This window comes from Serratia sp. N21D137, from assembly GCF_047530005.1.
Lineage (GTDB): Bacteria > Pseudomonadota > Gammaproteobacteria > Enterobacterales > Enterobacteriaceae > Chania > Chania fonticola_B.
The window spans coordinates 1-5,481 of the sequence record NZ_JBLJAJ010000070.1; the positions used below are offsets into that span (position 1 = coordinate 1).

At 50.0% G+C, this 5,481-nt stretch carries 5 protein-coding genes and 4 tRNA genes; 7 read left to right on the plus strand and 2 right to left on the minus strand.

What is annotated here, in order from left to right; all coding sequences use genetic code 11:
- Window positions 1-469: 469 nt before the first annotated feature.
- The gene (gene murB / locus ACMV5H_RS24905) at window positions 470-1,507 is read left to right on the plus strand and encodes a UDP-N-acetylmuramate dehydrogenase (RefSeq protein WP_094983248.1); all 1,038 of its coding nucleotides are present in this window, start codon (window positions 470-472) and stop codon (window positions 1,505-1,507) included.
- Window positions 1,504-2,466 carry a bifunctional biotin--[acetyl-CoA-carboxylase] ligase/biotin operon repressor BirA gene (gene birA, locus ACMV5H_RS24910; RefSeq protein ID WP_037376753.1) on the plus strand — a complete coding sequence of 321 codons (963 nt, stop codon included), beginning with the start codon at window positions 1,504-1,506 and terminating at the stop codon, window positions 2,464-2,466. The genes murB and birA overlap by 4 nt, the downstream gene beginning before the upstream one ends.
- Window positions 2,467-2,507: 41 nt before the next feature.
- On the opposite strand, the gene coaA is transcribed toward birA, so the two are convergent.
- Both coaA and ACMV5H_RS24920 read right to left on the minus strand, forming a co-directional pair.
- Window positions 2,508-3,458 carry a type I pantothenate kinase gene (gene coaA / locus ACMV5H_RS24915; RefSeq protein ID WP_021808140.1) on the minus strand — a complete coding sequence of 317 codons (951 nt, stop codon included), beginning with the start codon at window positions 3,456-3,458 and terminating at the stop codon, window positions 2,508-2,510.
- 220 nt (window positions 3,459-3,678) lie between these two features.
- Complete coding sequence (locus tag ACMV5H_RS24920; protein WP_021182235.1) at window positions 3,679-4,227, minus strand: GNAT family N-acetyltransferase; 549 nt, start codon at window positions 4,225-4,227, stop codon at window positions 3,679-3,681.
- A 393-nt stretch (window positions 4,228-4,620) separates the two neighbouring features.
- Between ACMV5H_RS24920 and ACMV5H_RS24925 the strand changes: the two genes are divergently transcribed.
- From ACMV5H_RS24925 to ACMV5H_RS24945, 5 genes are all read left to right on the plus strand, one after another.
- Window positions 4,621-4,696: transfer RNA gene (locus ACMV5H_RS24925), tRNA-Thr, on the plus strand.
- Between the two features lie 38 nt (window positions 4,697-4,734).
- A tRNA-Tyr gene (locus tag ACMV5H_RS24930) sits at window positions 4,735-4,819 on the plus strand.
- Window positions 4,820-5,014: 195 nt separating this feature from the next.
- Window positions 5,015-5,089, plus strand: a tRNA-Gly gene (locus tag ACMV5H_RS24935).
- A 6-nt stretch (window positions 5,090-5,095) separates the two neighbouring features.
- Window positions 5,096-5,171: transfer RNA gene (locus ACMV5H_RS24940), tRNA-Thr, on the plus strand.
- A 111-nt stretch (window positions 5,172-5,282) separates the two neighbouring features.
- On the plus strand, window positions 5,283-5,481 hold a 199-nt coding region (locus ACMV5H_RS24945), incomplete at its 3' end, for a GTP-binding protein (RefSeq protein WP_368439369.1).

The following is a 5,481-nucleotide window of genomic DNA, read 5'->3' on the forward strand; positions in this document are numbered from 1 at the left end:
TCTCACTGCCAATTTACGACCAAAATGGAACAGATTGATCGTAAAACACTCGCTCTAGTTCTCTGAAACCACTAAGAAAAAATTAGTGGGGATTCCTCAGCCCTGTGGGAGAGGGTTAGGGTGAGGGGATGGTATCACTCGGCTATCCCGAATTATCTCCGCATAGGTAAACGATTAAATATAACCGAGTTCCCACCTGGAAATATTCATGAAATTTTTAGTTCCAAACCCGCCAGGCTAATTCATACATATCATTAATGCTGATAGATTTTATATAACTCAGACTTGTGCTTGAATCAAGATAATAGAATTTTCATATTATCATGATTTAAAAGGATATTTTTAATATCCCATGAAGTCAGAGGTTATTAGCTCACAAGAAATTACCAGTGAATAAAAACAAATAATAGCCATGCGCGGTGGATCGAGTAGACTAGATGATAATTTGTTCCGTCAGAGTATTTAAATCATGTCTACTGAAAGCGCGTCTTTAAAAAATCACAATACTTTTGCGCTCCCGGTCAACGCAGCGCATTTAGTCATTGCCGAAGAAATTGAAATGATGATTAAAGCCTGGCAGCAAGCGCAAAAGCGCCAACAGCCACTGCTGGTACTCGGTGAAGGGAGCAACGTCCTGTTCCTGGAGGATTTTGCCGGTACGGTCATGATTAACCAGTTAAAAGGTATCACCGTCAGGGAAGAGCAGGACGCCTGGCATTTGCATGTCAGCGCCGGAGAGAATTGGCACCATCTGGTTAGCCAGATGCTCGAACGTGGCATCCCCGGGCTGGAGAATCTGGCATTGATCCCGGGTTTGGTCGGTTCGGCCCCTATCCAGAATATCGGGGCGTACGGCATCGAGCTAAAACAGGTCTGTGAGTATGTCGACCTGCTGAACCTGACTACGGGTGAAATCGATCGTATGGATCCTGAACGCTGCCAGTTTGGTTACCGGGAAAGTGTTTTTAAGCATGAGCTTAAGCAAGGATTCGTGATTGTGGGCGTTGGTTTACGGCTTAGCAAACAGTGGAATCCGTTGCTGAACTACGGCGACCTTGCCAAGCTGGATCCCAAGACGGTAACGCCGCAGCAGGTATTTGACGCGGTATGCGCCATGCGGCGCAGCAAGCTGCCAGACCCACGTATTAGTGGCAATGCAGGCAGCTTCTTTAAAAACCCACTGGTGAGCGGGGAAGCCGCTAAAGCATTATTAGCCCAATATCCTGCAATGCCACATTATCCGCAGCCGGACGGGCAAGAAAAACTGGCTGCCGGTTGGCTGATCGATCAGTGTTCACTCAAGGGGCATCAGATCGGTGGCGCAGCGGTGCACCGTCAGCAGGCCTTGGTATTGGTAAATGCCGATAATGCCAGCAGCCAGGATGTGGTGGCACTGGCCAGGCATGTGCGCAATACGGTCGCGCAGAAATTCGATGTCTGGTTAGAACCAGAGGTACGTTTTATCGGGGCCACTGGTGAGCTGGATGCCGTAGAGGTCATTTCATGAGAGATACCACAGTACCACTGAAGATCATCTCCCTACTGGCGGACGGCGAGTTCCACTCTGGCGAACATTTGGGTGAGTCATTGGGAATGAGCCGCGCAGCGATTAACAAGCATATTCAGACTATCCGGGAGTGGGGCTTGGATGTGTTCACGGTTCCGGGGAAAGGCTATAGCCTACCTGCGGCGATCAACTTGCTGGATGCTGAGCGTATACTTGGCTTACTGGAAGACAAGCGGGTCACGGTATTGCCCGTGGTTGATTCAACCAACCAGTATCTGTTGGACAGGCTTGCAGAACTGACATCCGGTGATGCCTGTATAGCCGAGTATCAGCAGGCAGGGCGTGGGCGACGTGGTCGGCAGTGGGTTTCGCCTTTCGGGGCCAACCTATATTTATCCATGTTCTGGCGTCTTGAACAAGGGCCAGCGGCCGCGATGGGGTTGAGCCTGGTTATTGGCATCGTGATGGCAGAAGTGTTGCAGCATCTCGGTGCAGAACAGGTCCGTGTGAAGTGGCCCAATGATTTATACCTTAACGATCGCAAGTTGGCCGGTATTTTGGTTGAGCTGACCGGTAAAACCGGGGATGCAGCCCAGTTGGTGCTCGGAGCGGGTATCAACATGGCGATGCGTGAAACCAACGCCAGTCAGATTGATCAGCGCTGGATCAACCTGCAGGAAGCCGGGATCACTATCGATCGTAATGAATTGGCCGCTAAATTGCTTAATGAACTACGAAATTCATTACGGCAATTTGAAATAGATGGGCTAGCACCTTTTATTTCACGTTGGCGTCAATTAGATAATTTTATCGATCGTCCAGTTAAACTATTAATTGGTGAACAACAGATTTTCGGTATTGCCCGCGGTATTGATCAGCAGGGTGCATTGCTGCTTGAACAGGAAGGAGTCATTAAACCCTTTATTGGTGGTGAAATATCTTTGCGGAGTGCTGAATAAGCTAAAATAAGAGAGGCCATTGGCCTCTCTTACGCTATCGATTATTTCCGCAACCGTACACTTTCCACAGCGTGATTGGCACTCTTAGTCATGATTAAGCTGGCTCTCTCGCGAGTCGGTAAGATATTCTGCTGTAAATTCAATCCATTAATCTCATTCCACAGCTGGGTAGCGATATTTATCGCCTCCGTTTCCGGCAACTGAGCATAGCTATGGAAATAGGAGTCTGGGTTAGAGAACGCACCCTGACGGAATTTCAGGAAGCGGTTGATATACCAACTTTGCAATAGATCGCCAGGGGCATCGACATAGATTGAGAAATCAACAAAGTCGGAAACAAATACCCGGTGAGGATCGTGTGGATAGTCCATACCGCTTTGCAAAACATTCAATCCTTCCAGGATCAGAATATCAGGCTGTTCGATAACTTTATTGCCTTCAGGCACCACGTCATAGATCAGGTGAGAGTAAACCGGGGCAGTAACACGTTTGGCACCGGATTTAACTTCTGAAACGAATTTCACCAGGCTATGCATGTCGTAGGATTGCGGGAACCCTTTTTTCTTCATCAGGCCGCGCTCGTTCAGCACTTTGTTCGGGTGCAGAAAGCCATCTGTGGTGATCAGCTCGACGCTACGATGTTCCGGCCAGCGGCTCAACAACGCCTGCAACAAACGCGCCGTGGTACTTTTACCCACGGCTACGCTGCCAGCAATGCCGATCACATAAGGAATGCGTTGGCCATCTGTACCAAGGAATTGCTCCAAAACTGCCTGGCGACGCAGGTTTGAACTGATATAGAAGTTCAGCAACCGTGAGAGCGGCAAGTAGATCTGCGCGACTTCCTCCAGGGAGAGATCTTCGTTAATCCCTTTGAGTTTAACAATCTCTTCTTCCGACAGCGTCAGCGGCACCGAATCCCGTAACGCGGCCCACTGGCTGCGATCGAACTGAAGGTAAGGCGTCGCTAAAGATTGATCTCTTTTTATCATAAGCCAAATTCTGCCTGTTAACGCAGGTTGGGAAAGGCGCTGGACGCCAACTCCAGATAATAATCAAACTGCATATTATAGACAGCGGGCTTTTAGGCGTAGACTTTTTTCGCAAATGTGGTCGATTAGCGGCAGTTTTTACCAATAGTGCGAACAGGCACGCAATTGAGAAAGGGCCTGTTGCAAGGCGGTATCACTGGGCAATGATACCGTTTTCAGGTCAGCTGGCGGCGGCGCGGGAGGGTTGCTGAACGGCAAACAGCCGCTTGTAGTAAATCGCTGTAGGGTGGTAATACCCGTCGGGAGCCGCGGCGTAATCGGGTATCTCCCCGAGGCAACGATAGCCCAACGAGCGATACAGCCCTTCGGCTGCAGAACCGGCCTGGGTGTCCAGATAAAGCAGCCCACGGCGGATCTCAAGCGCCATTTTTTCCAGCGTTTTCATCAACGCCTGTCCAACGCCATTGCGACGGGCGCGGCTGTGCACCAGCAGTTTTTGTACTTCGGCCCGGTTGCGGCCGTTAGGCTTTTGACACAGGGCGAGTTGGACGGTGCCAATGACGCCGCTTTCGTCTCTGGCAATCCACAATAGCAACTCTCCTTTGGCCAACGCTGGGCGCAGGCTATGGAAGTAGCTCTCAGCATCCTCGTGGGGAATTTGCGTGTCGTAACCTACTGAAGCCCCGTGAGTGACCGCATCGGTGAGCAACTGCGCCAGCTCGGCGCGGTATATGGGAAGCGTTGCCGCATTGATCAGGACAATTTTCATCGGTCATTCCTCCTGGCTATTAGGGATAATGATGATAAGCAATAAGCGCGCCAACGCGGCTAACCTGTGGGGGAGCCGCCAACCCAGGGACGAAAGCGGTATATCAGCACCATCAGAGAGCACCGTCCTCTTTGTGGTGCACCATCCCGATCGCGGCTTTAAACCGATAGACTATCTTTGATTGAGCGATATGCAAAAGTGCAGGGAAAGCATCAGCAGGGTAGGTCTAAAATAGTTTAGATTAATGCCCATATTTGATGAAATTTTGCGCCTCAACGGTGAAAAACTGCGAGCCGGATGCAGAAATCGGCTGATTTATGAGCGATAGGGCTTAGATCGCAATTTTTTTGTTGCATAGCCCGTCAGCTCTACCTAGAATGCGCTGCACTTGATGCCGGCTTAGCTCAGTAGGTAGAGCAACTGACTTGTAATCAGTAGGTCACCAGTTCGATTCCGGTAGCCGGCACCATTCAAGTATAAAGTGGTCAGTAAAAGTAGTTAAAATCTGGTGGGGTTCCCGAGCGGCCAAAGGGAGCAGACTGTAAATCTGCCGTCACAGACTTCGAAGGTTCGAATCCTTCCCCCACCACCATATTAGACCCGAGGCACTGGGTCACACCGAGCGGTAATGCTGAATCAAGCGCCGAGCGGGGAAGGTGAAAACCTTCAAACAGTTCGCGCCGCGTAACGGAAGTTGCTGGCACGAAGGGTGAAGAGTTAAGCGACGAACAATCCTTCTCTCCACCTTTAAAGTCTACAGAAAAGTCAGGTAGCCGAGTTCCAGGATGCGGGCATCGTATAATGGCTATTACCTCAGCCTTCCAAGCTGATGATGTGGGTTCGATTCCCACTGCCCGCTCCAAGATGTGCTGATATAGCTCAGTTGGTAGAGCGCACCCTTGGTAAGGGTGAGGTCGGCAGTTCGAATCTGCCTATCAGCACCACTTCTTAATTTCTCGCCCACTGATTTTCTTTCTGTTTCCTGAATTCAACAAGCAAATGCTTGGTTGATGTGGTGATACCACCGATTTATCCGTGTCTTAGAGGGACAATCGATGTCTAAAGAAAAATTTGAACGTTCAAAACCGCACGTTAACGTCGGTACTATCGGCCACGTTGACCACGGCAAAACTACCCTGACCGCTGCAATCACTACCGTTCTGGCTAAAACCTACGGTGGTTCTGCACGTGCTTTCGACCAGATCGATAACGCGCCAGAAGAAAAAGCTCGTGGTATCACCATCAACACTTCTC